This window comes from Enterobacter sp. 01-M-03-SI-ECC, assembly GCF_047530215.1.
Taxonomy (GTDB): Bacteria; Pseudomonadota; Gammaproteobacteria; order Enterobacterales; family Enterobacteriaceae; genus Enterobacter; species Enterobacter chengduensis.
This window is the reverse complement of record NZ_JBLKDA010000002.1, coordinates 189,116-214,639: the sequence shown is the minus strand read 5'-3', so window position 1 is coordinate 214,639 and position 25,524 is coordinate 189,116. Positions and strand designations below refer to the sequence as shown.

Below are 25,524 nucleotides of genomic sequence, written 5' to 3'. Positions count from 1 at the left end.
AGATTGTAACTATTTGAAACCGCTATTATCCCTTCAGCGTTGCGTTCACCCACGCCTGCAGCGCGCGGCGCGAGACTTTAATGCCGCCATTTTTGAGTTCGGTCGGCAACAGCAGCCAGCGGACGGGCTGCTCAAAACGCGCCAGCTTATCCCTCACCCAGTCAGGCAAGCAGGTGATATCCGCTCCCGGCTCGCACTCCACCACCGCCACCGGCCGTTGGCCAAACTCGGCGTCGTCCAGCGGGACGATAAACGCCTGGTTAACCTGCGGGTGCGTGGCGATAACGCGCTCCAGCGATTCCGGCTGGATCCCTTCGCCGCCGCTAAAAAAGAGGTTGTCCATGCGGCCCAGGATCGTCAGGCGGCCTTCATGCCATTCGCCGCGGTCGCGGGTGGCGAACCAGCCCTGAGCGTTGGTCAGCGGAATCAGTTCGCCCTCTCGCCAGTAGCCTGAGGCCATGCACTGCGCCCTGATCCACACTTCCCCGTCGACGACTCGCACCTCTCTGCCCGGCAGCGCATGGCCCACGTCCGGCTCGCCGTCCGCCTCTTTCGCGCAGACGGTAGAGGCAAACTCGGTCAGACCGTAGCCGCAGAAGGTGCGAATCCCCTGCTCGCGCGCCTGCTGCGTCAACTCGACAGGGATGGCGGCCCCGCCCAGCAGCACCGCTTTTAGTGCGACGGGCTGGTGGGCATGAAGCAGACGCCAGAGCTGGGTCGGCACCAGCGAGGCGTGGGTGCAGCCACACAGCGCCTGTTCCAGAGGCTGCTTCTCGCGCACGGTTAACCGCGCGCCGGCCTGCAGCCAGCGCCATAAAATCCCCTGGCCGGAAACGTGAAACAGCGGCAGCGAAAGCAGCCAGTCGTCGTCTTCACCGTAGGGCATCAGCGACAACACGCCGCGCGCGCTGGCAAGATGGGCCTCGCAGGTATGCACCGCCGCTTTCGGCAGCCCGGTGGAGCCGGAGGTCAGCGTCATGGAGGCCAGCCGCGCCGGTTGCCATACCGCGCAATACGCATCGGCTGACTCGCGCATGTTCAGGGCAGGAAGTCCGTCGTAGCTGCCGTCCAGCACCAGCGCGAAGCGCAGCGTCATCTGCGGGAGCAACACGTCCAGCAGCGGACGCGGCAGCTGGGGATTCACGGGAAGAATCCGTGCCCCGCACTGGAGCAGCGCCAGCCACGCCAGCACGGTTTGCGGATGATTGTGGGCCAGCAGCAGCACGCCGTTGCCCTCCGTCACGCCCTGCTGGTGAAATGCTGCCGCAAGGCGGTCGATACGGTCGCACAATTGCTGCCAGCTGAGCACCTCGTCGTTCAGCCTCAGGGCCGGTTTATCAGCACACTGCGCGCGCCAGTGCCGCCACGGCCAGTCGGTAAAGCTCATTGCAGCGGCTCCAGCGCCGCGACGTCGAGGCACGGCAGCGCGCTGCCCGGCCACGGGCGGATAAGCTGGGCCTGCATCAGGTTCAGCGTGTCGAGGCCGGGAATGGTATCCGGCGTTAGCCAGGCGGCAATGCGCGCCAGCTGGGTCAGCCCAAGGCTGGACTCGATCGACGAGCTGATCACCGCCGTCAGCCCCGAGGCGTGCGCCGCCGCGACCTGCTCGCGTACTTTCGCCAGGCTGCCGGTCAGCGTCGGTTTAATCACCACCGCGCTGACGCCCGGCTCGGCGACAAATTCAAAATCGTCCTCGCGCAGGCTTTCATCCCAGGCAATGGCGATCCCCGTTTCGCGGGCAAACGCGCGCGAATCATCGCGGGTTTTACACGGCTCTTCGAGAAAGGCAATGCGGCTGCGGTACGCCGGATTGACGTATTTCGCAAACTGCTGCGCCTTAAGCGGCGTCCAGGCGCGGTTGGCGTCCAGACGGAGATGAAGGTCGGGGATCGCCTCCAGCAGCAGGTTAGCGACCATGCCGTCGCGCACCGCTTCGTAGAGGCCGACCTTAATTTTCGCCACCTTCTCGCCCTGCATGGCGGAGAGCAACGCGAACAGCTCGTCAGGATCGCCCGTGCAGAGCGGTGCCGCGCGGTAGTTAGCCTCTTCGGGCAGGCTACCGTCCAGCTCCGCCAGCGCGCAGCTGATGCCAAAAGCCGCGGACGGCACGTCCGGCAAAGCCGGATCCGCACCTTCGCGCCACGCGTCTGCCCACGCCAGCACCGCAGCCTGCGCGTCTTCCAGCGACTCCAGGCTAAAGCCCGGCAGCGGTGAAATCTCGCCCCAGCCTTCCCGCTCGCCCAGTTGCAAATGCACGAAGAAGCCGTCACGGGTTTTTAACCGCCGTTCACGCAGCACCACGCCCGCGTCCATCGGTATCTGCCAGCGGTAAACCTGCGCGCGACGCATTACGGGTTCCGTTTGTATTTGCTGAAGTCCGGCTGGCGTTTTTCGTTAAACGCGTTGCGCCCTTCCTGACCCTCTTCGGTCATGTAGAACAGCATGGTGGCGTTACCCGCCAGCTCCTGCAGACCCGCCTGGCCGTCGCAGTCGGCGTTGAGCGCGGCCTTCAGGCAGCGCAGCGCCATCGGGCTGTTTTGCAGCATTTCACGGCACCAGCGGACGGTCTCTTTTTCGAGATCGGCAATCGGGACCACTGTATTCACCAGGCCCATATCCAGCGCTTCCTGGGCGTTGTACTGACGGCACAGGAACCAGATTTCACGCGCTTTTTTCTGCCCGACGATGCGCGCCATGTAGGAAGCACCCCAGCCGCCGTCGAAGGATCCCACTTTCGGACCCGTCTGGCCAAAGATGGCGTTCTCAGCGGCAATGGTCAGATCGCACATCATGTGCAGCACGTGGCCGCCGCCGATGGAGTAGCCCGCTACCATCGCCACCACCGGTTTTGGACAGGTGCGGATTTGACGCTGGAAATCAAGGACGTTCAGATGGTGCGTGCCCGCATCGTCCTGGTATCCGCCGTAGTCGCCGCGCACCTTCTGATCCCCGCCGGAGCAGAACGCTTTATCGCCTTCGCCGGTCAGGACAATCACCCCGATGTTGTCGTCGTAGCGCGCATCCGCCAGGGCCTGAATCATCTCTTTCACCGTCAGCGGGCGGAAGGCGTTACGCACCTGCGGACGGTTAATGGTGATTTTGGCAATGCCGTCGGTGGATTTGTGGTAACGAATGTCGGTGTAACCTTCGGAGCAATCTTGCCATTCAACCGGGGCATAAAGCATGTTTTCATCAGGATAGATCATAGAGTGTCCTTTATACGAAGACGCAGTATCTGAGCCAGACTCGCCGCAACCGCATCGGGGTTTTCCCGGTGGGCGTTGTGTCCGGCGTTGGGAATTGCATGGCGAGCGGCGTTCAGCTCAGCGGCAAGGGCCGCGAACTTCTCATCACGTTCGCCATAGAGATAATCCAAAGAGAAATCGCGTTCGCCGAGCGCGGCACGCAGGTCGGGCTGCACGGCCAGCGAGGTCGCCTCAAGCATCTTTGCCAGCGCTACGCCGCTGTTCTGGCTGCGCAGGGTAATCAGCGCGTCGCGCTGGGCGTCCGTGAGTGAGGCGAACACGGGCTGGCGATACCAGTCACTGAACACGTTCTCCAGCGGTTCGCGGCGAAAACGCGCTGCCCAGCGGCGGTCGGATGCCCGCCGCGCCTGTCGCGCCCCGGCATCCTGCAGGCCCGGATGTCCGCCTTCTACCGCCACGCCCAGCAGCCCCTTTGGCCGCTGGCAGGCATGGAACATCGCAATGCGGCCGCCGAGGGAGTACCCGACGAGCCAGAAGTTCAGTATGTTGTAACTAATAAGGGTATGGGCGAGCAGCGCGCTCATCTCGTCAAAGCCCGCCACGTCCAGATTTTGGGATCCACCGTGCCCCGGCAGATCCAGATACAGCCGGGGGTAATCGCTCAGCGTCTTGCCAACAGGCTGCCACTCGCGGCAATCTCCGGAAAAACCGTGCAAAAAAACCAGCCAGGGGTAGCCTGGCTTTCCGGCCTGCTGCACGCCCGAGAGGATCACAGCTGGCTCACCTGCGCCAGCAGGCTTTGCAGGGCATGCGCCCCGTCGGCATCGTTCACCACCAGCTCGATCAGCGTCGCGCCCGGCTGCTTCCAGGCGCTGCTTAGCGCCGCGTCCAGCTGTTCCCAGCTCTCCGGACGATGGTATTTCAGGCTGAACATCGCCGCGGCGTGTTCGAACTGCACGTTCTGCGGCATCAGATAGAAGCGCTCGCGCTCGCTCTGGGGCGTTGGCAGCAGGGAGAAAATCTGTCCGCCGTTGTTATTCACGACAATCAGCACAAACGGTGCGGAAGCCTGGCGCAGCAGCGCCAGCGCGTTGAGATCGTAGAGCGCGGAGAGATCGCCCACGATAGCCAGCGTCGATTTCGCGCTGGCGCGCTGCACGCCCGCCGCCGTGGAGATCAGCCCGTCGATGCCGCTGGCGCCGCGGTTGCTGTAAACCGGGTAGCCCGCGGGCAGCTGCGAAAAGGCGTCTATCAGACGCACGACCAGGCTGTTGCCGACAAACAGCTGCCCCTGTTCAGGCAGATACTGGCGAATTCGGTGCGCCAGCCCGGCTTCGCTGAAGGCCTCACAGTGCGCTTTGGTGATTTCCCAGGCCCGGCGCGACAGGTCCGGGATCGCCACCGCCCAGGGTTGACGTTTTTCCGCCGGATGCAGTTCCAGCCAGCTCTCAATGTCGCTCACCAGACGACGACCGCGATGGTGCGCCGGGTCAAGCCGCCCTTCCAGCGGGTCGACCAGCCAGTACTCTTCCGGCGTGCAGGTGGCCTGCCACTGCAGTAACCGTTTGCCGGTTAAACTCGATCCAAGCTGGACCACAATCTGCGCCTGCGACAGCTCGGTGACCGCTTTGGCATTACCCAGCCAGAGATCCGCGCACGGCAGCGGCTGCCCGGTCTGGGAAAGCACGTCGCCTATCAGCGGCCAGCCCAGGGTTTGCGCCCACTCGGCGACCCGCTTGCCTTCGGCGGCGCTCATGCGCCCGGCGATAACCACGCCGCGCTTCTGCCGCCAGAAGAACCAGTCGCGCTGCTTCGCGCTCTCAAGATGCGTTTGCTCGCGCAGCCACGGTTTTTCACTCTGCCACCAGTCGCCGAGCGTCTGCTGCCAGTCATAACCCGTGTCGTCCAGCTCACCGTAGAGCGGTTCGGCAAACGGGCAGTTGATGTGCAGCGCCCCGCCGCGCAACGTCTCCATCGCGTGATCGACGGTGGAGACCAGCCAGCTTGCCGGAATATCCTGGGTGGGGCGCGGGAGCGAAACCGTCTGCGAAGGGTGAGAAGAAAAGATCCCCGGCTGGCGAATGGCTTGATTGGCGCCGCAGTCGATCAGTTCAGGAGGACGGTCGGCCGTCAGTAAGATCAGTTTTTCACCGGTTAAACCGGCTTCAATCAGGGCCGGATAGAGGTTCGCCACGGCGGTACCGGAGGTGACGATCACCGCCACGGGCTCTTTGCTGACCTTCGCCAGCCCGAGCGCCAGATGGCCGAGACCGCGCTCATCAAAGTGGGTGTGGTGAATCAACGCCCGGTTTTCGGCGGCCGCCAGCGTCAGCGGCGTTGAACGCGAACCCGGTGCAATACACACGTGCCTGACGCCGTGGCGGGTCAGAGCTTCAAGGATCACCGCCGCCCAGCGTCGGTTAAAAGAACTTACTGACATGAGATTGTCCGGTATCAAGAATGCGACACAGTATAAAGAATAGAAAAAAATGGAATTTTGATATGAATCGGGATTGCGCGATTCAGTATTAATCCCTTAGGAGCAGGGAGCGCAATCCGGCCGCCTTATTTTCAATCTCCTGCCACTCCTGCTCCGGGTCAGATCCGCTGACGATGCCCGCCCCGGCGTAGAGCCGCAGGGCGTCATCCTGGACCCGAGCCGAGCGCAACGCCACACAGAATTCGCTTTGATCGGGCGATAAATACCCGGCCGAACCGGCGTACCATTCGCGGTTGAACGGTTCTACGGTCTGGATAAACTCGCGCGCTGGCTGGCGCGGGAGCCCGGCAACGGCGGCTGTCGGCTGGAGTACGTGCAGGCACAGCGCGTCGTCTGGCTGTTTTAGCTCGGTCCAGATACAGCGTCGTAAGTGCTGGACTTTACGCAGGCGGACGACCTGGGCAGGCAACACCTCAAGCGTCTGCGTATGGTGCTGAAGACGCTGGCAGATATCCTCCACCACCAGCATATTTTCACGCTGGTTTTTATCATCGTTCAGCAGCCACTCGCCCAGGCGCTGCGCCTGGCTATCGTCCGCGTGGCTGGCAACGGTACCCGCCAGCGCTTCCGTGCGCAGCAGCGCGCCGCGCCGCCGCCAGAGGCGCTCGGGCGTAGAGCCGAGAAACGCGTTGCGGGCATCGAAAACCATGCAGAAATGATAGCAATTGAGATTCAGGGCGCGGCTGGCGGCCATCAGCGCGACAGGGTTAACCCGCTGTTTACACTGCAGATCGGTGGCCCGGGCGAGGACCACCTTTTCGAAATCGCCGTGCGCGATAGTCTCTGTCGCCTTGTTGATAAGGCTCAGCCACGCCGATTTTTGCGGCAGATGCGTTTCATGCTCTACCTGCACGGACAGCGGACGGATCGGTTTGGCCGCAAGCAGCGCCTGTAAGAATACCTGCGCGGCGCGGGCATCATCCTGAAGCGAGCTATCGCCCCACAGCTGCAGGCGCAGCGTAGCGTTACCGGCGGTGCGTCGCCAGAGCAGGCGCGGCAAAAAGAGGCTGCCCTGCTCCGGGTTAAAGGCGTTCAGGCCGCAGATACGGGTATCGCCAGGCGCACGTTGGTCACGCAGAAACTGCGAGGCTAATGCCAGAGAGGAAAAGTGGGCAACGGCCCCCAGCGCGGCCAGCTCTTCGTCGCCGTTACGCTGCTGCCAGTAAAACTGGGGATAGCACTGCTGCGCCCCCAGCCAGGCAAGGGGATCGAAGGCGTCGTTTAACGGGAAAGTAACGTCGAAATGACGCAGGCCGGGTGCTGCGGGTAACGCCTGCGTAAGCTGGGTACGCAGCTGCTCCAGCGCGAGGAAAATCGAATTCACGCGAACCTCTCCCTGTTAAAACCGCATATTATACGGGGTACCATAAGAAATATCAGTACCCACGTATAGGGAGTGGTTAAGCGTTCAAAACGCTGTTAACGACGGGCTAAGAGCAGACCCAGCACCAGCCCTACGGCAGCCCCCACGCCAATACCCTGCCACGGTTTCTCATGCACGTAGTCATCGGCACGATACACCGCTTTTTTAGCGCGGTAGTAGTAGGTGTCCGACGCATGGCTGACGCGGTTTTTCACTTCATGCAGCGCCTGTTCCGCACGGGCTTTTAGCTCAATATATTTCTGATCGGCAGGGTCGCCCGAGGAGCGTAGCACCTCTTCCAGCGTTTCGCTCAGCAAGGCCAGGTCGTCGTCGATTCGGGTATCCCAGGATTGAAATGACATATTTTTCTCCATGTTAGTGCACCAGTCCGCTAACTATAGCCAACGCGCCGCCATTATGCCTGTTTCGTTTCCCGCGCCATGCCGATGTGGGGAATGCCATCTTCGTCATACACTTCCGTTACCGGCGTGAAGCCAAAGTGCGCATAGAACGACTGCAGATGCGCCTGCGCGCCCAGGTATAACGCCTTGTCCGGCCACCGTTTTTGGCACGCTTCCAGCGTTTTCTCCATTAGCTGATAGCCCAGCTTTTCACCGCGCGCGCTGCCGCTGATGATGACCCGACCAATCACGACGGGCTCGAATTCGTCTTCGCTTTTCAGAATCCTCGCATACGCCACCAGCTCGTTATTCCGCCAGCCGAGGATATGGCGGTTCTCGCCGACCAGATCGTCGCCGTCGATGTCCTGATACGGGCAGGTCTGCTCTACAATAAATACCTCGCAGCGCAGCTTCAGCAGGGCGTAGAGTGAATGGACGGTAAGGTCACTATGATGTAAATCTTGCCACTGGATCATGTCAGTCTCCTTCCTGGGGTTCATGACGTTATACTAAACCCCTCCCCGTTCGGCAAAGGGCTGATTGCGTTATGGAACTGATTTTTCTGGGTACGTCCGCTGGCGTGCCAACCCGCTCACGAAACGTGACGGCGATCCTGCTGGATCTTAAGCACCCTACCCGCGGCGGGCTGTGGCTGTTTGACTGCGGTGAAGGGACGCAGCATCAGCTGCTGCATACCGCTTACCATCCCGGCAAGCTGGATAAAATTTTTATCACCCATCTGCATGGCGACCATCTGTTTGGCCTTCCCGGCCTGCTGTGCAGCCGCTCGATGGCCGGTAACCCCAATCCGCTGACGATTTACGGACCCGTGGGAATCCGGGAATTTGTTGAAACCACGCTGCGCCTCAGCGGTTCGTGGACGGATTATCCGCTGGAGATCGTTGAGATTTCCGAAGGCCAGGTTTTCGATGACGGTGACGTTAAGGTTAGCGCTCGGCCGCTCAGTCATCCGGTAGAGTGCTATGGCTATCGTATTGACGCGCACGACAAGCCCGGCGCGCTGGACGCCGCCGCGCTGATGGCCGATGGCGTAAAACCCGGGCCGCTGTTCCAGCGCCTGAAGCACGGCGAGAGCGTCACGCTGGAGGACGGGCGCGTCATCAACGGCCAGGACTATCTCGCCGCCCCGCAGCCCGGCAAGAAGCTGGCGATTTTTGGCGACACGGCCCCGTGCCCGGCGGCGCTTGAGCTTGCCCGGGGCGTGGACGTGATGGTGCATGAAGCGACGCTTGAAACAGCAATGGAAGAGAAAGCCAACGGCCGGGGCCATAGCTCGACGCGTCAGGCGGCGCGGCTTGCACGTGACGCGGGCGTCGGGAAACTCATCATCACCCACGTCAGCTCGCGCTACGACGCGCGCGGATGTGAAAAGCTGCTGGCAGAGTGCCGCGCATTGTTCCCGGAATGTGAGCTGGCCGAAGATTTCGCTCAGGTCAGCGTTTAGCCCTTCACTTTTCCCTCAGGATGCCGATAACGATTAAAAGGCCAGCATTTCTCTCGAGGGTAGAATGGATAATTTCCAGAAAGATATTGATGACAGGGCGAATCTGACCCTGTCGAACCGTTTTGAACTGTTGCTGTTCCGTCTTGGCACCTCTCTTAACGAAAATAAATCCGAGCTGTTTGGCATTAACGTCTTTAAGCTGCGTGAAATTGTGCCGATGCCGGAGTTCACAAAACCCGCCGGGATGAAATCGCCGCTGATGGGAATGGTGAATATTCGCGATCAGGTGATCCCGGTGATTGACCTGGCCGCCGTGGCGGGCTGTAAGCCCACCACCGGGCTGAACATCCTGCTGATCACCGAATACGCGCGCAGCGTGCAGGCGTTTGCCGTGGAGTCGGTTGAGAACATCATGCGTCTGGACTGGAAGCAGGTGCACGCGGCGGAAACCGCCGTCAGCGGCCGCTACATTACCAGTATTGCGTGTCTCGACGAGAAGACCGATACCAACGATCTGGCGATGGTGCTGGACGTTGAGCAGATCCTGTACGACATCACGCCGGCCAATCACGATCTGCACGCCACGGATTTGAAGACCACCAAGTTCAATATTAAGCCAGGCGCGGTCGCCATCGTCGCGGAAGACTCCAAAGTGGCGCGCTCGATGCTGGAGAAGGGTTTGCAGGCAATGGAGATCCCTGCGCAGCTGCACATCACCGGCAAAGACGCGTGGGAGAAAATTGGCGTACTGGCCGCTCAGGCGCAGGCAGAGGGCGTGCCCATCACCGATAAGATTGCCCTGGTGCTGACCGACCTCGAAATGCCGGAGATGGACGGTTTTACGCTGACGCGCAAAATCAAAACCGATCCGGTACTGAAGGATATTCCGGTGGTGATCCACTCTTCGCTTTCTGGCAACGCCAACGAAGACCATATTAGGAAGGTGAAGGCGGATGGCTACGTGGCAAAGTTCGAGCTGAACGAGCTGTCGTCGGTGATCGAGGAGGTGCTGGACCGTTCGATGAAGAAGATTGACGGGCCGTTGATTAGCCGCAAACAGCTGGCGTAGTCGGGTGGCGCTTCGCTTACCCGACCTACAAAACCCGTAGGCCCTGCAAGCGCAGCGCCGCTGGGCAATAAAAAACCCGCCGAGGCGGGTTTTTTGTTTTTACATCAATGGCATCGCTCGCTGCACGATATCAATCAGCGGCTGCGGATAGATACCGAAGATCAGCACCAGCAGCGCGGAGATGAGTACCACGATCCCCCCGGCGCTGTACTGCCAGTTGGATGGCGCATCGCGGTTGAGCTGCTGAGGGGCGCTCAGGTACAGGCTCACGGCAACGCGCAGGTAGTAGTAGAGACCAATCGCGGAGCCGATAACCACGCCCGCGGTCAGCCACCACAGGTGCGCCTGCACACCGACGGCCAGCACGTAGAACTTACCGATAAAGCCGAGCGTCATCGGGATACCTGCCAGAGAGAGCATCATCACGGTCATCACTGCGGACAGGATCGGACGGTGCCAGAACAGACCACGGTAGGAGAACAGTGAATCAGCGTCCGGACCACGGTACGGGCTGGACATCAGGCTCACCACGCCGAAGGCGCCGAGGCTGCTGAACAGGTAACCAGCCAGATACACGCCCACGGCTTCCATCGACATCTCACCGCTCTGCAGCGCAATCAGCGCCACCATCAGGTAGCCCAGATGAGAGATAGACGAGTAGCCCAGCAGACGCTTGATGTTGGTCTGGCTCAGCGCCATCAGGTTACCGAAGATGATGGAGACGAACGCGATAATGCCCAGCACCACGCGAACCGCTTCGCTGTCACCCACCGGTGCGTACAGGAACAGACGCATGACCACCCCGAAGATGGCGATTTTGCTCGCCGTCGCCAGGAAGGTGGACACCGGCGCAGGAGCGCCCTGGTAGACGTCTGGCGTCCACAGGTGGAACGGCACCAGAGAGAGTTTGAAGCCGAGGCCAACAATCATCATGCCCAGACCCGCCAGCAGCAGCGGCTCGTGCAGCATGCCGTCGCCGAGGCTCTTGCCGAGCGCCATGAAGGAGAGGTTACCGGACTGTGCGTAAACCAGCGCTATACCAAACAGCAGGAACGAGGAGGCAGCAGCAGACAGGATGGTGTACTTGATGCTTGCTTCCAGGGAGCGCTTCTGGCGGAAGGCGTAACCAATCAGGCCGAACAGCGGCAGAGAGATCAGCTCAATGCCGAGGAACAGCGCGGCCAGATGGTTGGCATTCGCCAGCAGAATGCCGCCCAGCGCGGCAATCAGAACCAGCAGGTAAAACTCTTCTTTGTTGTCGTTGTAGCCTTCGAGCCACGGGTACGCAAAGGTACAGGTCGCCAGGCTCGCCAGCAGCACCAGACCGGTATACAGCATAGCGTAACCGTCAACGCGCATCAGCGGGGTGACGTCCATCGCCCCGCCCTGACCAACAAACCAGAGAGAGACTAACGCGGCGTTCAGGCCGATGACCGACAGCGTGGCATTCAGGAAGTGATTGCGTCGCCACGCAATGGAGAGCATTACAACCACCACCGTCAATCCGACGATCAGCAGCGGTAGCAGCGCAATCAGTTGTTGTGGAGTTATTGTCATGGCGATTTACGGCCTTGTAGTAGAAGCAGAATTAACAAACCACTGCTGGATGTTACCCATCGCGCTGTGCGAGGTATCCAGAATCGGCTGCGGGAAGAAGCCCAGCAGCACCAGCAGTACGACCAGCAGCAGGATGATGAACAGCTCGCGCAGCGACATCCCCGGCAGTTCTTGTGCGGCAATTTCGCTCTTCGCTTTACCGAAGTAAGCGCGGTGCAGCATCGCCAGCGAGTAGACGGAAGCGAACACCAGACCAAAGGTGGAGATCACGGTAATCACCGGCACCACTTTGAAGCTGCCAAACAGAATCATAAATTCGCCGACGAAGTTACCGGTGCCCGGCATCCCCAGCGTCGCCACCGCGAAGAACATAGACAGCGCTGGAAGCCACTTAATTTTGCTCCACAGACCGCCCATCATGCGCATATCACGCGTGTGCAGACGTTCGTACAGCTGGCCGCACAGGATGAAGAGGCCGGCTGCGGACAGGCCGTGCGCAATCATCTGGATCACCGCGCCCTGGTACGCCAGCTGGCTGCCGGTGTAGATAGCAATCAGCACGAAGCCCATGTGGGAAACGGAGGTGTAGGCAATCAGACGCTTGATGTCGTACTGCGTGAAGGCCATCCAGGCACCGTAGAAGATACCGATCACGCCGAGCCACATGGCAATAGGCGCGAACTCTGCGGAGGCGTTCGGGAACAGCGGCAGCGCGAAACGCAGCAGACCGTAGGCCGCGGTTTTCAGCAGGATGCCCGCCAGGTCAACGGAACCCGCCGTTGGCGCCTGAGAGTGCGCGTCCGGCAGCCAGCCGTGCAGCGGAACCACCGGCATTTTCACCGCGAACGCGATGAAGAAGCCCAGCATCAGCAGGTATTCCACGCCGTGAGACATTGGCGTTTTCAGCAGGTCTTCGTAGTTGAAGGTCCAGGTGCCGGTCGCGTTGTGGTGAACAAACACCAGCGCCAGAATGGCAATCAGCATCACCAGACCGCTCGCCTGGGTATAGATGAAGAACTTGGTTGCCGCCGTGATACGCGTTTTACCGTCGGACGCCTTGTGGCCCCACAGCGCGATCAGGAAGTACATCGGCACCAGCATCATCTCCCAGAAGAAGAAGAAGAGGAACATGTCGATGGCAAGGAACACGCCGATAACGCCGCCCAGGATCCACATCAGGTTCAGGTGGAAGAAGCCCTGGTATTTTTCGATTTCTCGCCAGGAGCAGAGTACCGCCAGAACGCCGAGCAGACCGGTCAGCACCACCATCAGCAGCGACAGACCGTCAATCGCCAGGTGGATGGTAATGCCGAAACGTGGGATCCACGGCAGGATGAACTCAGACTGCCACTGCGGAATGCCCGCAGACTGGGTCAGTGAGTAACCGCCCTGCAACCACAGTTGCAGGCCAAGCGCGAGCGTCAATCCCATGGTGATCAGCGCGATCCAGCGCGGCATCTTCACGCCAAAGCGTTCAGTCTGCCAGCACAGGAAGCCACCGATAAAGGGAATTAATATTAGCCAGGGTAGTAACATGGCGATTTTTATTCCTTGTTAAAGTCCCTAAAGGACCGATTTTCAACAAATTCACGCGTTAGTGCGGTATGTGGTGTCGGGTGGCGCTCACGCTTGCCCGACCTACGGTATTGTAGGCCCGGTAAGCGCAGCGCCACCGGGCAAAACCACTATCGCAACACCATCAGCAGCGCCAGTACGACAACCGCACCGATGCTCATGGACGCCACATACCAGCGCAGGTAACCGTTCTCGCTGTACAGCAGGCCTTTACCTGCAAAGCGGGAGAGGATCGCCGGGATATTCATCAGGCTGTTCAGCGGGTCGCGCTTCAGCAGCCACGCAATACCCAGGAACGGCTTAACGAAGATCATGTCGTACAGCCAGTCGAAGCCCCACGCGTTGTACCACCAGGTGCCCAGCAGACGGCCTGGCGCGCTGTTGGCAATGGCCGTCACCAGCGTACGTTTACCCAGCCACAGCCATGCGGCAATCAGGATGCCCGCGATAGCGACCACACCGGAGGTGATTTCAAGCGTCAGAACGCGACCGTGCTCAAGCTCGGTGGTGTCCGGCAGTACGCCCTGCAGCGGCGGCACTATCATCGCGCCAACGAAGGTGGACAGTACCAGCAGCACAATCAGCGGCAGGTGATGGGTAATCCCCTTCCCTGCGTGAGCGTGAATTTGTTCTTTACCGTGGAATACGATGAAAATCATACGGAAGGTATACAGAGAGGTCATGAACGCACCGACCAGACCCGCAACCATCAGATTGATATGACCATTCGCCATGGCACCCGCAAGGATTTCGTCCTTACTGAAGAAGCCCGCGGTAATCAGCGGCAGTGCCGCCAGCGCCGCGCCGCCAACCAGGAAGCAGACATAGACCAGCGGGATAGACTTACGCAGTCCGCCCATCTTGAAGATGTTCTGCTCGTGGTGGCAGGCCAGAATCACGGAACCGGATGAGAGGAACAGCAGCGCTTTAAAGAACGCGTGCGTCATCAGGTGGAAAATGGCCGCGTCCCACGCCTGAACGCCCAGCGCCAGGAACATGTAGCCAATCTGGCTCATGGTGGAGTACGCGAGAACGCGCTTGATGTCGGTTTGCACCAGCGCGGCAAAGCCTGCCAGCACCAGCGTAACCGCACCGACGATACCCACCAGATGCAGAATTTCCGGGGTCATCAGGAACAGGCCATGGGTACGCGCAATCAGGTAAACACCGGCGGTGACCATGGTCGCAGCGTGGATCAGCGCGGAGACAGGGGTTGGACCCGCCATCGCGTCGGCCAGCCAGGTCTGCAACGGCAGCTGCGCGGATTTACCCACGGCACCACCCAGCAGCATCAGCGTTGCCCACCACAGCATGTTGTTGCCTGCGGCGAAGTGCGCTGGCGCCAGTTCCACCATTTCGCGGAAGTTCAGCGTGCCCAGTTCGTTGTAGAGAATGAACAGCGCGAAGGCGAGGAAGACGTCACCCACGCGGGTCACGACGAACGCTTTCATGGCCGCTGCGCCATTCTTCGGATCGGTGTAGTAGAAGCCGATCAGCAGGTAAGAACAGAGCCCCACGCCTTCCCAGCCCAGGTACATCAGCAGCAGGTTATCGGCGAGCACCAGAACCACCATGCTGGCGATAAACAGGTTGGTGTAGGCGAAGAAGCGGGAGTAACCCTCTTCACCGCGCATGTACCAGGAGGCGAACATGTGGATCAGGAAGCCGACGCCGGTGACCACGGAGAGCATGGTCAGCGAGAGACCGTCCAGCACCAGGTTGAAGCCGATGTTGAAATCACCCACCGACATCCAGGTCCACAGCGGCACGCTGAACGGCTGGCGTCCATTGTTAAAGAAGTCGATACCCGCATACGCTGTCACCAGCGCAGCCAGACCGACAGAGCCCATGCCGACGGTTGCAGACAGATTCTCGGACCAGCGGCCGCGAGAAAACGCCAGCAGCACGAAGCCAATCAGCGGAAAAATAATGGTTAAGGCAAGCATGTTCATCCACGCAACTCACTTACTGAATCGATGTTCAGATTCTGGCGGCGACGATGGAGCTGCAGCAACAGCGCCAGGCCAATACTCGCTTCAGCAGCCGCGAGGCTGATGGCGAGAATGTACATCACCTGACCATCGGTCTGGCCCCAGTAGCTTCCGGCGACCACGAAGGCCAGCGCGCAGGCGTTAATCATGATTTCCAGCCCGATCAGCATAAACAGCAGATTTCGGCGGATAACCAGACCGGTCAGACCCAGAACGAATAAAATCGCCGCGAGGATCAGTCCATGTGTTAAGGGGATCATGCGCGCTCCTCCATTTTTCTTTTCGCGCGGTCGTCAGTGCGGTTGCTCAGCACCTCGCCAGCGCGCTCTTCGCGGCCGACGTGGAAAGCAACAACCAGGCCTGCCAGCAGCAGCATTGAGGCCAGTTCCACCGCCAGAACGTATGGGCCAAAGAGCGTGATACCCACCTCTTTCGCGCCAATCGGCGTGCCGTCGATGCCCTGATCGTTGACGCCCAGAATGGCGTAAACGATCACCACCAGCATGATGGCCGACAGAATTGCCGGGCCAATCCACACCTGCGGTTTTAACCACTGACGTTCCTGCTCAATTTCAGAGCCGCCCAGGTTCAGCATCATCACCACGAACACGAACAGCACCATAATGGCCCCGGCGTAGACGATGATTTCCAGCGCACCGGCGAAATGCGCGCCCAGTGCGAAGAACACCCCTGAAATGGCCAGCAGCGAGATGATTAAGTACAGCAGCGCATGCACCGGATTGGTGTGCGTGATCACTCGCAGCGTAGCCAGGATGGCGATAAGGCCACAGATATAAAAAGCGAATTCCATTGCCCTCTCCTTACGGTAACAGGCTCTTGACGTCGATAGGCTTAGCTTCGTTCTCTGCTTCGCCCTTATCTTTGCCGTCGATTGCCATACCCGCCATCCGGTAGAAGTTATATTCCGGGTATTTGCCCGGACCGGAAATCAGCAGATCCTCTTTCTCGTACACCAGGTCCTGACGCTTGTACTCACCCAGCTCGAAGTCTGGAGTCAGCTGAATCGCCGTGGTTGGGCACGCTTCTTCACACAGACCGCAGAAGATGCAGCGTGAGAAGTTGATGCGGAAGAACTCAGGGTACCAGCGGCCGTCTACCGTCTCAGCTTTCTGCAGAGAGATACAGCCTACCGGACACGCTACCGCACACAGGTTACAGGCAACGCAGCGCTCGGAACCGTCCGGGTCGCGCGTCAGCACGATACGGCCACGGTAGCGCGGCGGCAGATATACCGGCTCTTCCGGGTACATCCGGGTTTCGCGTTTGGCAAACGCGTGCAGGCCGATCATCCAGATACTGCGTACCTGGGTACCGAAGCCTACCAGTAATTCTTTTAAGGTCATGGTCTATAGCCCCTTATGGCTGCTGCCAGAGAATGACAGCTGCCGTTACCAACAAGTTGACGAGCGTCAGCGGCAGGCACACTTTCCAGCCGAAGGACATTACCTGGTCATAACGTGGACGCGGTAACGCTGCGCGAATCAAAATGAACATCATCATGAAGAACGCGGTTTTCAGCGCGAACCAGATGAACGGCGGTAAGAACGGGCCATGCCAGCCACCGAAGAACAGCGTTACCATCAACGCGGAAATGGTGACGATACCGATGTACTCGCCCACGAAGAACAGACCGAACTTCATACCGGAATATTCGATGTGGTAACCGTCGGCCAGTTCCTGTTCGGCTTCTGGCTGGTCAAACGGATGACGGTGGCACACCGCCACGCCCGCGATGGCAAAGGTAATAAACCCAAAGAACTGCGGAATCACGTTCCAGATGTCGGCCTGGTTGTTGACGATGTCGGTCATGTTGAATGAACCGGCCTGCGCCACCACGCCCATCAGGGAGAGCCCCAGGAACACCTCGTAGCTCAGGGTCTGCGCGGAAGCACGCATCGCACCCAGCAGCGAGTATTTGTTGTTACTGGACCAGCCGGCGAACAGCACCGCGTACACCGCAAGGCCCGCCATCATCAGGAAGAACAGAATGCCGATGTTCAGGTCAGCGACCACCCAGGTCGGGCTGACCGGCACGATAGCAAACGCCAGCAGCAGCGAGGTGAAGGCGATCATCGGTGCCAGAGTAAAGATCACGCGGTCAGAGAAGCGCGGGATCCAGTCCTCTTTAAAGAACATCTTGATCATGTCCGCAACCAGCTGGAGTGAACCACCCCAGCCCACGCGGTTCGGTCCGTAACGGTTCTGGAACAGGCCGAGCAGACGACGCTCACCAAAGCTCATGAACGCGCCGCAGGTGACCACCACCAGCAGGATAACAATCGCTTTCAGAATGCTCAGCAGGATGTCGATAAGATCCGGCGTTAACCAACTCATGCTTTTGCCTCCTGCAGATTATCAAGACGCGCACCCGCCAGAACCGGCGCGATGCCTGGCATACCCATCGGCAGACCGACCTGCCCTGCCGTCAGACTTTCAGAAATAATCAGCGGCAGGCTGATGGTCTGGCCGTCATAGCTAAAGGCAACGTTCGCGCCCGCGTTAACGCCAAGCTTCGCGGCATCCGCCGGGTTGAGCTTGATGTAAGGCTGCGGCATGCGGGTCTGGAAGACCGGTGAACGCTGGGACAGCTCGTCGCTACCGAACAGATGGTAGTACGGGGCAATACGCCAGCTACCGTCCTGCGCCTGGAAGCTTGCCGGTACGGTGGTGAAGAAGTCCAGACCGGTTTCGGAGGCTTCAATCAGACGCACGCCCGGATCGCCGTGGCGCAGGGAGCCGCCCACTTCAGCCTGGAACTTGTTCCATGCCTGCGGGGAGTTCCAGCCCGGTGCCCATGCGAACGGAATTTGCGAACGCGGCGCAGACGGCTGGTTGTTCCCTTCCATGGAGAAGGCGAACATGGTGTCTTTATCCTGCGGCTGGCGCGGTTCGTGTACGCTGATGTTGGCGCGCATGGCGGTACGACCGCTGTAGCGGTGCGGTTCACGCGCCAGCTTCTGGCCGCGAATGCGGAAGCTTGCTTCAGGTGCGGCATCTTTAATGCCTGCCAGCTGAGGCAGTTTTTCCACCACCGCGTCGATAACGTGGTCAAGCTGCGTCCAGTCCACTTCACGGCTCTGCACGGTGCTGTGCAGGGAGTGCAGCCAGCGCCAGCTTTCCAGCATCACGGTGTTGCTGTCGTAGTACGCCGGGTCATAAACCTGGAAGAAACGCTGCGCGCGGCCTTCGTTGTTAATAACCGTACCGTCGCTTTCTGCGAAGCTTGCCGCAGAGAGCACCAGGTGCGCTTTGTCCATGATCGCGGTGCGCTGATGGTCGATGACCATCACCAGCGGCGCTTTCGAGAGCGCGGCGTCAACGCGCGCGGCTGAGGCGTGGCGATGCAGGTCGTTTTCCAGCACCACGACGGCGTCAGCGGCACCGGACTCCAGTTCGCTTAACGCTTCTTCCAGCGAGCCGCCGCCAATCATCCCAAGGCCAATGCTGTTCACCGCACGGGCAATCATGGTGATCCCCACGTCCGCGCCGCGGCCTTTGAGGGCTTTAGCAACGTTTGCAGCGGCCTGAACGATCTCCGCGCTGCCGGCGTTGGTACCGGAAATGATCAGCGGCTTCTTCGCCCCCGCCAGCGCCTGAACAATCACGTCAACCTTGTTCTGCAGGTCGCGATCCAGTTCTACAGCCGGGGAGTTGTTGTCCAGCGCGTGGGCAATGGCAAAGCCAAGACGAGCCTGATCTTCAACCGGCGCGCAGTAGGTCCACGCCGCGATATCGTCCAGACGGGTGTTGTCGACGTTGGTCACAAACAGAGGATGCTTCGCGCGCTGGCCGATGTTGAGGATCGCCGCAATTTGCCAGTCAGCCACTTTCTGCGCCGCTGCCATTTCACGTGCTTTACCCTTCACCGCCTGACGAACCGCCAGAGCCGCGCGTGCGCCGGTCTGGGTGAGGTCTTCACCCAGCACCAGGACCGCATCGTAGGATTCAATTTCGCGCAGCGCAGGGGTATGAATACCGCCTTCACGCAGCACTTTCAGCACCAGCTGCAGACGTTCCTGCTCGCCCTGGGCGATACCGGTGTAGAAGTTTTCAGCCCCAACCAGCTCGCGCAGCGCAAAGTTGCTTTCAACGCTGGCACGCGGGGAGCCGATACCGATAACTTTCTTCGACTGGCGCAGAATATCTGCCGCGCCCTGCATTGCCTGTTCGGCGTTCAGGGTGATGAAGTCGTCGCCACGGCGCTGAACCGGCTGACGCGGACGGTCTTTCAGGTTCACATAGCCATAGCCGAAACGACCGCGGTCGCAGAGGAAGTAGTGGTTAACGGTACCGTTGTAACGGTTTTCGATACGACGCAGTTCGCCGTAACGCTCACCCGGACTGGTGTTACAGCCGAGGGAACACTGCTGGCAGATGCTTGGCGCAAACTGCATGTCCCATTTACGATTGTAACGCTCGGAGTGGGTTTTATCCGTGAAGACGCCGGTCGGGCAGATTTCTACCAGGTTACCGGAGAATTCGCTCTCAAGCGTACCGTCTTCCGGACGACCGAAGTAGACGTTGTCATGCGCGCCGTACACGCCCAGATCCTGACCGTCCGCGTAGTCTTTGTAGTAACGCACGCAGCGGTAGCAGGCGATGCAGCGGTTCATTTCGTGAGAGATGAACGGCCCCAGGTCCTGGTTACGGTGGGTACGCTTGGTAAAGCGATAGCGACGGAAGCTGTGACCGGTCATTACGGTCATATCCTGAAGGTGGCAGTTACCGCCCTCTTCACAAACCGGACAGTCGTGCGGGTGGTTGGTCATCAACCACTCCACCACGCTTTCGCGGAACTGTTTGGCTTCTTCGTCATCAATCGAAATAAAGGTGCCTTCGGTGGCTGGCGTCATACAGGACATCACCAGGCGACCACGCGTGTCTTCCGCGTTTTGATATTGCTTCACCGCACACTGGCGGCAAGCACCGACGCTGCCCAGCGCCGGATGCCAGCAAAAGTACGGAATATCGAGGCCCAGAGACAGACAAGCTTCTAGCAGGTTGTCCGCCCCGTTGACTTCGTATTCTTTGCCGTCTACATGAATCGTAGCCATTAGCATGCTTCCAGTTGGCTCGAATTGCTTCGAGCGTTAATCAAAATTCTGTCTTTACCAGCGTGCTTTCAGCAGGTTCGGCTGAATCCCATTGATTGAATGGGTATTGCTGAACGGCTGCTTGATGCCTGCTTCGAATTCGTCGCGGAAATATTTAATTGCGCTCTGCAGCGGTTCGACGGCACCCGGTGCGTGGGCACAGAAGGTTTTACCCGGGCCTAAGAATCGACACAGTTGCTCAAGCGTCTCGATATCCCCAGGCTGGCCTTCGCCACGTTCGATCGCGCGCAGGATCTTCACGCTCCACGGCAGACCATCACGGCACGGTGTACACCAGCCGCAGGACTCACGGGCGAAGAACTCTTCCAGGTTACGCACCAGCGAAACCATGCCGATCTCGTGGTCGACGGCCATCGCCAGCGCCGTACCCAGACGGCTGCCTGCTTTACCAATGCTTTCGAATTCCATCGGCAGGTCAAGGTGGGCTTCGGTCAGGAAGTCTGTCCCTGCCCCACCCGGCTGCCAGGCTTTGAATTTCAGGCCATCGCGCATGCCGCCCGCGTAGTCTTCAAGAATTTCGCGTGCGGTAGTACCGAACGGCAGTTCCCAGACGCCAGGGTTTTTCACGCGACCGGAGAAGCCCATCAGCTTGGTACCGGCATCTTTGCTTGAAGAGATGCCCTGATACCACTCCACGCCGTTGGCGAGGATAGCCGGAACGTTACACAGGGTTTCAACGTTGTTGACGCAGGTCGGTTTACCCCATACGCCGGAGCTTGCCGGGAACGGTGGCTTAGAACGCGGGTTCGCGCGGCGGCCTTCCAGGGAGTTAATCAGCGCGGTTTCTTCACCGCAGATATAACGCCCGGCACCGGTATGCACGAACAGCTCGAAGTCAAAGCCGGTGCCCAGGATGTTTTTGCCCAGCAGGCCCGCTTCGGTGGCTTCGGCAATCGCGCGACGCAGGTTTTCTGCCGCTTCGATGTACTCGCCGCGCAGGAAGATGTAGCCGCGGTACGCTTTCAGCGCAAACGCGGAGATCAGCATGCCTTCCACCAGCAGGTGCGGCAGCTGTTCCATCAGCAGGCGGTCTTTATAGGTGCCCGGCTCCATTTCATCGGCGTTACACAGCAGGTAACGGATGTTCATGGATTCGTCTTTCGGCATCAGGCTCCACTTCAGACCGGTGGAGAAGCCCGCACCGCCGCGCCCTTTCAGGCCGGATTCTTTGACAGCGTTAACGATGTCGTCCGGCGCCATGCCGCCAAGGGCTTTACGCGCGCCGGCATAGCCGTTTTTGCTCTGGTATTCGTCGAGCCATACCGGCTGTTTGTCATCGCGCAGACGCCAGGTCAGCGGATGCGTCTCAGCAGTACGAATTACAGTTTTCATTTGTACTGCTCCAGCAGGTCAGGAATTGCTTCCGGCGTCAGATGGCTGTGAGTGTCCTCATCAATCATCATGGTCGGCCCCTTGTCGCAGTTACCCAGGCAGCAGGTTGGCAGCAGGGTAAAGCGTCCATCGAACGTGGTCTGGCCCGGCTTGATATTGAGCTTCTTCTCAATCGCAGCCTGAATGCCCTGATAACCGGTAATGTGGCAGACAACGCTGTCACAGTAGCGGATCACATGGCGGCCTACCGGCTGACGGAAGATCTGGCTGTAGAACGTGGCCACGCCTTCTACGTCACTTGCCGGAATACCCAGCACTTCCGCGATCGCATAAATCGCCCCATCCGGCACCCAACCACGCTGTTTCTGTACGATTTTCAGCGCTTCAATGGACGCCGCACGCGGGTCTTCGTAGTGGTGCATCTCGTGCTCAATGGCGGCACGTTCTGCTTCACTCAGCTCAAAAGCCTCGGTTTGTGGTTGTTGATTCTCGTGCATAATTAGCGGTCCACATCTGACATAACAAAATCGATACTACCCAGATACACAATCAGGTCAGAGACCAGACTGCCGCGGATGGCGGACGGGATCTGCTGCAGGTGCGCAAAGCTCGGCGTACGCACGCGGGTACGGTAGCTCATGGTGCTACCGTCACTGGTCAGGTAGTAACTGTTAATACCCTTGGTCGCTTCAATCATCTGGAAGGATTCTTGCGCCGGCATGACCGGACCCCAGGAAACCTGCAGGAAGTGGGTGATCAGGGTTTCGATATGTTGCAGCGTGCGCTCTTTCGGCGGCGGCGTCGTCAGCGGGTGATCCGCCTTGAACGGGCCTTCCGGCATGTTGTTGAGGCACTGCTCAAGGATGCGCAGACTCTGGCGCAGCTCTTCCACTTTCAGCATCACGCGGGTGTAGCAGTCGGACACGCCGCCGCCCACCGGGACTTCAAAGTCGAAGTTCTCGTAGCCAGAGTAAGGACGGGCTTTACGCACGTCGAAATCAATACCGGTTGCGCGCAGACCTGCACCTGTTGTGCCCCACTCCAGCGCCTCTTTCGCGCCGTAGGCAGCAACGCCCTGGGAACGGCCTTTCAGGATGGTGTTACGCAGCGCGGCTTTCTCGTAAGAGGCCAGACGTTTCGGCATCCAGTCGAGGAACTCACGCAGCAGACGGTCCCAGCCGCGCGGCAGATCGTGTGCCACACCGCCGATACGGAACCAGGCCGGGTGCATACGGAAACCGGTAATCGCTTCCACCAGATCGTAGATTTTCTGACGGTCGGTAAAGGCGAAGAAGACCGGCGTCATCGCGCCGACGTCCTGAATAAACGTGGAGATGTACAGCAGGTGGCTGTTAATACGGAACAGCTCGGACAGCATAACGCGAATCACGTTAACGCGATCCGGCGTAACGATACCCGCCAGTTTCTCAACGGCCAGCACGTACGGCATCTCGTTGACGCAGCCGCCGAGATACTCGATACGGTCGGTGTACGGAATGTAGCTGTGCCAGGACTGACGCTCGCCCATCTTCTCAGCACCACGGTGGTGGTAGCCGATGTCCGGCACGCAGTCGACAATCTCTTCGCCATCAAGCTGAAGAATAATACGGAATGCACCGTGCGCAGACGGGTGGTTTGGACCGAGGTTGAGGAACATGAAGTCCTCGTTCTCAGTACCGCGCTTCATGCCCCAGTCTTCCGGCTTGAAGGTCAGCGCTTCCATCTCCAGATCCTGCTTGGCTTTAGTCAGCTCAAATGGATCGAATTCGGTGGCACGTGCCGGATAGTCTTTACGCAGCGGGTGGCCGGTCCAGGTCTGCGGCATCATGATGCGCGTCAGGTGCGGGTGGCCGTCGAAGGTCATGCCGAACATTTCCCAGGTTTCACGCTCGTACCAGTTCGCGTTCGGGAAAAGTTTGGTGATGGTCGGCAGATGCATGTCGTTTTCAGACAATGCCACCTTGAGCATGATATCCGTGTTGCGGTCTATTGAGATCAGGTGGTAGAAAACGGAAAAATCCGCAGCAGGGAGACCCTGGCGGTGGGTACGCAGACGTTCATCCATGCCGTGTAAATCAAACAGCATGACGTACGGCTTTGGCAATTTCTTGAGGAAATCGACAACTTCCAGCAATTGTTCACGCTTCACCCAAACAACGGGTACCCCGGTGCGGGTCGCCTGAACGGTAAAGGCATCCGGCCCAAAACGGTTGCGCAGTTCGCCAATGACTGGGTCATCCAGATGATCCCGGGTCTGCCAGGCGGCTTCTTGCGCGGTTAAGTCGGTCATATTGTTCACCATTGCAAATGGTCCGTGGTGACTGTTGAGCCTGGCTTCGCGCTATTTGAGTAGTGATATGCGAAGGTGTTCTCCAGGCCTACAGGCGCAAATTAAATTTCGTCAGGCGTACGCAGATTGGTGACGGCAATACGTTCACCACGTTTACGCTCGCGCTCAGACTGCATGTTCGCGCGATACACACCCTGATCGCCAACCACCCACGACAGTGGGCGACGTTCTTTACCGATAGATTCCTGCAGCAGCATCAGCGCCTGCATGTAGGCCTCCGGACGTGGCGGACAACCCGGGATGTACACATCCACTGGGATAAATTTATCTACGCCCTGCACGACGGAATAGATGTCGTACATACCGCCAGAGTTAGCACATGCGCCCATGGAGATAACCCATTTAGGCTCCAGCATCTGGTCATAAAGACGCTGAATAACAGGCGCCATCTTGGTAAAGCAGGTACCGGCTACCACCATCAGGTCAGCCTGACGCGGGGAAGCACGCAGTACCTCGGCCCCAAAACGCGCAACGTCATGCACCGCAGTGAATGACGTCACCATTTCAACGTAGCAGCAAGAAAGGCCAAAGTTGTACGGCCAGATAGAGTTCTTACGACCCCAGTTGACCATATCGTGCATGGCATGCTCGAGCTTGCCCATGTACACGCTTTTATTGACTTCTTGCTCCAGGGGGTCGGTTACGATCTCCTGTTTTTGCAGGGGGTAACGGTCATTCTCACCGTTAGGATCTATGCGGGTGAGCGTATAATCCATCTTATTGCCTCGCTGTTACTGCTGACGATTAGAGATACTGTTTTCCGGGTTGATGTGTTCACGACGTGAACGCGCAGGCGTCCAGTCAAGCGCGCCAATACGCACCAGATAAACCAGACCGGCCAGTAGCACTAAAATGAAAATTGCGGCCTCGACAAAGCCCACCCAACCACTTTCGCGAATGGACGTTGACCATGCGAAAAGGTAAAGCGCTTCCACGTCAAAGATGACGAAGAACATGGCTACCAGATAGAACTTGGCAGACAGGCGTAAGCGAGCGGTACCTACTGAATCAATACCTGATTCGAAAGGTGTGTTTTTGTGCCTTGCACGGGCGCGACCGCCCAGGAACCAGCCGCCGACTAACATCAGGCAGCACAGGCCAATGGCTACAATAAGAAAGATTGCGAATGCCCAGTGATGAGCGATGACTTCTGTGGATGTTGACATACTCATTGCTTACTCATCAAAAGTGATACCGACGACACTGCTCTTGCTGGCAGATGGGCATCACATCGATTCATGGGGAGGAACAAATAACCTTACACTAACTGTCAGAAATGAGACGTAGACAGCAAAATGATGGGGTTTTTTACTCCTTTCTATAACCTATTGTCAACTTTAACAAAGGTTTCTTCACATTAAATTACATCGAGCGATTCTCATTAACATTTGGTGCCCTTTAACCCTGGTGGGTACATGACTTTCCGTCAAATGTATGTTGTTGAATCGTGTCCGTTTCGGAAGTAAAAAAAATAACCCTCCTATTTTGACAGGATTTGCCAACGATTCCTCCCCCCAAATAGGAGTATTTTCTTGATCTGCGACACGCTTTTGTTAATTCAGCCTGGAAAACGGCAACAT

The 25,524-nt window shown here is 58.9% G+C and carries 23 protein-coding genes; 2 read left to right on the top strand and 21 right to left on the bottom strand.

Annotated features, from left to right (window positions below; translation table 11 throughout):
• Positions 1-25: 25 nt before the first annotated feature.
• From menE to ACMWKK_RS02915, 8 genes are all read right to left on the bottom strand, one after another.
• On the bottom strand, positions 26-1,387 hold the full coding sequence (gene menE / locus ACMWKK_RS02950) for an o-succinylbenzoate--CoA ligase (protein ID WP_112779793.1): 1,362 nt from the start codon (positions 1,385-1,387) through the stop codon (positions 26-28).
• The gene (gene menC, locus ACMWKK_RS02945) at positions 1,384-2,349 is read right to left on the bottom strand and encodes an o-succinylbenzoate synthase (protein WP_112779794.1); all 966 of its coding nucleotides are present in this window, start codon (positions 2,347-2,349) and stop codon (positions 1,384-1,386) included. Before menC ends, menE begins: the two co-directional genes overlap by 4 nt.
• Positions 2,349-3,206, bottom strand: coding sequence for a 1,4-dihydroxy-2-naphthoyl-CoA synthase (gene menB / locus ACMWKK_RS02940; protein ID WP_023312524.1), 858 nt, complete (start codon positions 3,204-3,206; stop codon positions 2,349-2,351). Before menB ends, menC begins: the two co-directional genes overlap by 1 nt.
• Positions 3,203-3,979, bottom strand: coding sequence for a 2-succinyl-6-hydroxy-2,4-cyclohexadiene-1-carboxylate synthase (gene menH / locus ACMWKK_RS02935; protein WP_112779795.1), 777 nt, complete (start codon positions 3,977-3,979; stop codon positions 3,203-3,205). The genes menB and menH overlap by 4 nt, the downstream gene beginning before the upstream one ends.
• Positions 3,976-5,646: a 2-succinyl-5-enolpyruvyl-6-hydroxy-3-cyclohexene-1-carboxylic-acid synthase gene (menD, locus tag ACMWKK_RS02930; protein WP_112779796.1), complete on the bottom strand. Its 1,671-nt coding sequence runs from the start codon at positions 5,644-5,646 to the stop codon at positions 3,976-3,978. The genes menH and menD overlap by 4 nt, the downstream gene beginning before the upstream one ends.
• An 88-nt stretch (positions 5,647-5,734) precedes the next feature.
• Complete coding sequence (gene menF / locus ACMWKK_RS02925) at positions 5,735-7,030, bottom strand: isochorismate synthase MenF (RefSeq protein ID WP_112779797.1); 1,296 nt, start codon at positions 7,028-7,030, stop codon at positions 5,735-5,737.
• Positions 7,031-7,125: 95 nt separating this feature from the next.
• On the bottom strand, positions 7,126-7,431 hold the full coding sequence (gene elaB / locus ACMWKK_RS02920) for a stress response protein ElaB (protein WP_008500219.1): 306 nt from the start codon (positions 7,429-7,431) through the stop codon (positions 7,126-7,128).
• Positions 7,432-7,484: 53 nt separating this feature from the next.
• The gene (locus tag ACMWKK_RS02915) at positions 7,485-7,946 is read right to left on the bottom strand and encodes a GNAT family N-acetyltransferase (protein WP_045327936.1); all 462 of its coding nucleotides are present in this window, start codon (positions 7,944-7,946) and stop codon (positions 7,485-7,487) included.
• A 71-nt stretch (positions 7,947-8,017) separates the two neighbouring features.
• Between ACMWKK_RS02915 and rbn the strand changes: the two genes are divergently transcribed.
• Positions 8,018-8,935 (top strand): ribonuclease BN, encoded by a 918-nt coding sequence (rbn, locus tag ACMWKK_RS02910; RefSeq protein ID WP_112779798.1) that lies wholly within the window; start codon positions 8,018-8,020, stop codon positions 8,933-8,935.
• A 64-nt stretch (positions 8,936-8,999) separates the two neighbouring features.
• The gene (locus ACMWKK_RS02905) at positions 9,000-10,004 is read left to right on the top strand and encodes a chemotaxis protein (protein WP_045327932.1); all 1,005 of its coding nucleotides are present in this window, start codon (positions 9,000-9,002) and stop codon (positions 10,002-10,004) included.
• Positions 10,005-10,103: 99 nt separating this feature from the next.
• On the opposite strand, the gene nuoN is transcribed toward ACMWKK_RS02905, so the two are convergent.
• The 13 genes from nuoN to nuoA all read right to left on the bottom strand — a co-directional run bounded on the left by nuoN (position 10,104) and on the right by nuoA (position 25,116).
• Entirely contained in the window at positions 10,104-11,561 is a 1,458-nt protein-coding gene (gene nuoN, locus ACMWKK_RS02900) for an NADH-quinone oxidoreductase subunit NuoN (RefSeq protein WP_032641954.1), read from the bottom strand.
• Between the two features lie 6 nt (positions 11,562-11,567).
• Complete coding sequence (gene nuoM, locus ACMWKK_RS02895; protein ID WP_023312532.1) at positions 11,568-13,097, bottom strand: NADH-quinone oxidoreductase subunit M; 1,530 nt, start codon at positions 13,095-13,097, stop codon at positions 11,568-11,570.
• A gap of 149 nt (positions 13,098-13,246) precedes the next feature.
• Positions 13,247-15,088 carry an NADH-quinone oxidoreductase subunit L gene (nuoL, locus tag ACMWKK_RS02890; protein WP_112779799.1) on the bottom strand — a complete coding sequence of 614 codons (1,842 nt, stop codon included), beginning with the start codon at positions 15,086-15,088 and terminating at the stop codon, positions 13,247-13,249.
• A complete protein-coding gene (nuoK, locus tag ACMWKK_RS02885; protein WP_045327927.1) occupies positions 15,085-15,387 on the bottom strand; it encodes an NADH-quinone oxidoreductase subunit NuoK in 303 nt (100 codons plus the stop codon). Before nuoK ends, nuoL begins: the two co-directional genes overlap by 4 nt.
• Complete coding sequence (gene nuoJ, locus ACMWKK_RS02880) at positions 15,384-15,938, bottom strand: NADH-quinone oxidoreductase subunit J (protein ID WP_023336404.1); 555 nt, start codon at positions 15,936-15,938, stop codon at positions 15,384-15,386. The genes nuoK and nuoJ overlap by 4 nt, the downstream gene beginning before the upstream one ends.
• Before the next feature lie 10 nt (positions 15,939-15,948).
• The gene (gene nuoI / locus ACMWKK_RS02875) at positions 15,949-16,491 is read right to left on the bottom strand and encodes an NADH-quinone oxidoreductase subunit NuoI (RefSeq protein WP_003861491.1); all 543 of its coding nucleotides are present in this window, start codon (positions 16,489-16,491) and stop codon (positions 15,949-15,951) included.
• Between the two features lie 13 nt (positions 16,492-16,504).
• A complete protein-coding gene (gene nuoH, locus ACMWKK_RS02870; RefSeq protein ID WP_008500211.1) occupies positions 16,505-17,482 on the bottom strand; it encodes an NADH-quinone oxidoreductase subunit NuoH in 978 nt (325 codons plus the stop codon).
• Entirely contained in the window at positions 17,479-20,202 is a 2,724-nt protein-coding gene (gene nuoG / locus ACMWKK_RS02865) for an NADH-quinone oxidoreductase subunit NuoG (RefSeq protein ID WP_284948353.1), read from the bottom strand. Before nuoG ends, nuoH begins: the two co-directional genes overlap by 4 nt.
• A gap of 54 nt (positions 20,203-20,256) precedes the next feature.
• Positions 20,257-21,594 carry an NADH-quinone oxidoreductase subunit NuoF gene (gene nuoF / locus ACMWKK_RS02860; RefSeq protein ID WP_003861487.1) on the bottom strand — a complete coding sequence of 446 codons (1,338 nt, stop codon included), beginning with the start codon at positions 21,592-21,594 and terminating at the stop codon, positions 20,257-20,259.
• Positions 21,591-22,091, bottom strand: a complete 501-nt coding sequence (gene nuoE, locus ACMWKK_RS02855) for an NADH-quinone oxidoreductase subunit NuoE (protein WP_003861486.1) — start codon at positions 22,089-22,091, stop codon at positions 21,591-21,593. The genes nuoF and nuoE overlap by 4 nt, the downstream gene beginning before the upstream one ends.
• A gap of 2 nt (positions 22,092-22,093) precedes the next feature.
• Positions 22,094-23,896 carry an NADH-quinone oxidoreductase subunit C/D gene (nuoC, locus tag ACMWKK_RS02850; RefSeq protein WP_014884637.1) on the bottom strand — a complete coding sequence of 601 codons (1,803 nt, stop codon included), beginning with the start codon at positions 23,894-23,896 and terminating at the stop codon, positions 22,094-22,096.
• An 89-nt stretch (positions 23,897-23,985) separates the two neighbouring features.
• Entirely contained in the window at positions 23,986-24,660 is a 675-nt protein-coding gene (gene nuoB / locus ACMWKK_RS02845) for an NADH-quinone oxidoreductase subunit NuoB (protein WP_003861482.1), read from the bottom strand.
• 15 nt (positions 24,661-24,675) lie between these two features.
• Positions 24,676-25,116: an NADH-quinone oxidoreductase subunit NuoA gene (nuoA, locus tag ACMWKK_RS02840; protein WP_006176516.1), complete on the bottom strand. Its 441-nt coding sequence runs from the start codon at positions 25,114-25,116 to the stop codon at positions 24,676-24,678.
• Positions 25,117-25,524: the final 408 nt, after the last annotated feature.

Excerpts from the sequence above, each read along its gene's own strand:
- menC (WP_112779794.1), bottom strand. The coding sequence starts at position 2,349 with ATGCGTCGCGCGCAGGTTTACCGCTGGCAGATACCGATGGACGCGGGC.
- nuoC (WP_014884637.1), bottom strand. The coding sequence starts at position 23,896 with ATGGTGAACAATATGACCGACTTAACCGCGCAAGAAGCCGCCTGGCAG.
- menD (WP_112779796.1), bottom strand. The coding sequence starts at position 5,646 with ATGTCAGTAAGTTCTTTTAACCGACGCTGGGCGGCGGTGATCCTTGAA.
- nuoL (WP_112779799.1), bottom strand. The coding sequence starts at position 15,088 with ATGAACATGCTTGCCTTAACCATTATTTTTCCGCTGATTGGCTTCGTG.
- nuoE (WP_003861486.1), bottom strand. The coding sequence starts at position 22,091 with ATGCACGAGAATCAACAACCACAAACCGAGGCTTTTGAGCTGAGTGAA.
- elaB (WP_008500219.1), bottom strand. The coding sequence starts at position 7,431 with ATGTCATTTCAATCCTGGGATACCCGAATCGACGACGACCTGGCCTTG.
- menB (WP_023312524.1), bottom strand. The coding sequence starts at position 3,206 with ATGATCTATCCTGATGAAAACATGCTTTATGCCCCGGTTGAATGGCAA.
- nuoA (WP_006176516.1), bottom strand. The coding sequence starts at position 25,116 with ATGAGTATGTCAACATCCACAGAAGTCATCGCTCATCACTGGGCATTC.
- nuoK (WP_045327927.1), bottom strand. The coding sequence starts at position 15,387 with ATGATCCCCTTAACACATGGACTGATCCTCGCGGCGATTTTATTCGTT.
- nuoB (WP_003861482.1), bottom strand. The coding sequence starts at position 24,660 with ATGGATTATACGCTCACCCGCATAGATCCTAACGGTGAGAATGACCGT.
- nuoI (WP_003861491.1), bottom strand. The coding sequence starts at position 16,491 with ATGACCTTAAAAGAATTACTGGTAGGCTTCGGTACCCAGGTACGCAGT.
- nuoJ (WP_023336404.1), bottom strand. The coding sequence starts at position 15,938 with ATGGAATTCGCTTTTTATATCTGTGGCCTTATCGCCATCCTGGCTACG.
- ACMWKK_RS02915 (WP_045327936.1), bottom strand. The coding sequence starts at position 7,946 with ATGATCCAGTGGCAAGATTTACATCATAGTGACCTTACCGTCCATTCA.
- nuoG (WP_284948353.1), bottom strand. The coding sequence starts at position 20,202 with ATGGCTACGATTCATGTAGACGGCAAAGAATACGAAGTCAACGGGGCG.
- nuoN (WP_032641954.1), bottom strand. The coding sequence starts at position 11,561 with ATGACAATAACTCCACAACAACTGATTGCGCTGCTACCGCTGCTGATC.
- nuoF (WP_003861487.1), bottom strand. The coding sequence starts at position 21,594 with ATGAAAACTGTAATTCGTACTGCTGAGACGCATCCGCTGACCTGGCGT.
- ACMWKK_RS02905 (WP_045327932.1), top strand. The coding sequence starts at position 9,000 with ATGGATAATTTCCAGAAAGATATTGATGACAGGGCGAATCTGACCCTG.
- nuoM (WP_023312532.1), bottom strand. The coding sequence starts at position 13,097 with ATGTTACTACCCTGGCTAATATTAATTCCCTTTATCGGTGGCTTCCTG.
- nuoH (WP_008500211.1), bottom strand. The coding sequence starts at position 17,482 with ATGAGTTGGTTAACGCCGGATCTTATCGACATCCTGCTGAGCATTCTG.
- rbn (WP_112779798.1), top strand. The coding sequence starts at position 8,018 with ATGGAACTGATTTTTCTGGGTACGTCCGCTGGCGTGCCAACCCGCTCA.
- menE (WP_112779793.1), bottom strand. The coding sequence starts at position 1,387 with ATGAGCTTTACCGACTGGCCGTGGCGGCACTGGCGCGCGCAGTGTGCT.